Origin of the sequence: Phytoactinopolyspora alkaliphila, assembly GCF_010550695.1 — a bacterium.
Lineage (GTDB): Bacteria > Actinomycetota > Actinomycetes > Jiangellales > Jiangellaceae > Phytoactinopolyspora > Phytoactinopolyspora alkaliphila.
This window is the reverse complement of sequence record NZ_JAAGOB010000032.1, coordinates 1-700: the sequence shown is the minus strand read 5'-3', so window position 1 is coordinate 700 and position 700 is coordinate 1. Positions and strand designations below refer to the sequence as shown.

The 700-nt window shown below is 66.0% G+C and carries 1 protein-coding gene; it reads left to right on the top strand.

Annotated features, from left to right (window positions below; all coding sequences use genetic code 11):
• Window positions 1-700, top strand: a 700-nt coding sequence (locus G1H11_RS24945; RefSeq protein ID WP_163821423.1) for an SDR family NAD(P)-dependent oxidoreductase, incomplete at its 5' end; no start/stop codon positions are given.

The window sequence follows — 700 nt, the reverse complement described above, 5'->3', positions numbered from 1 at the left end:
TGGTGATCGGGCGGTGGTGGTGGAGTGTGACATCCGCTCTGCACAGGACCGGGACCGGCTGATCGACACCGCAGCCGAACACGGTCAACTGTTCGCGCTGGTCAACAACGCCGGCATCGCCCGCATGCGCCCCCTGCTCGACGAAACAGTCCAGGACTGGCGCGACACCCTGGAAACCAACCTCGAAGCCGCGTTCTTCCTCGCCCAACGAGCTGTCGAACACATGCGACCCCACGGCGAAGGACGAATCGTCAACATCGCCTCCATGCACGGCATCGTCGGCCTGAACAACCAAGGCCTCGGCAACCGCGCACCGGAAACCACCCCCGGCGACCGCGGCCCCGTCCGCGAATCCGCCTACGCCGCCAGCAAAGGCGCCCTGATCCAAATGACCAGAGACCTCGCCGCAGCCGTCGGCCGCTGGGGCATCACGGTCAACGCCATCAGCCCCGGCAACGTCCCCCGCCCCGACGACCACCAGAATCCCCCCACCACCACGAACCCCGACACGCCACGACCACCACAGCTGGGCGACAAGATGCCCCCAGAGGTCGCACAAGCACTCGCCATGCAAACACCCCTGCAACGCCTCGGCACAGTCGACGAGATCGCCGGACCCGTCAGCTTCCTCCTCTCCCGCGACGCCACCTACATCACCGGAGCAAACCTCGTCGTAGACGGAGGATTCACCAGCTGGTAA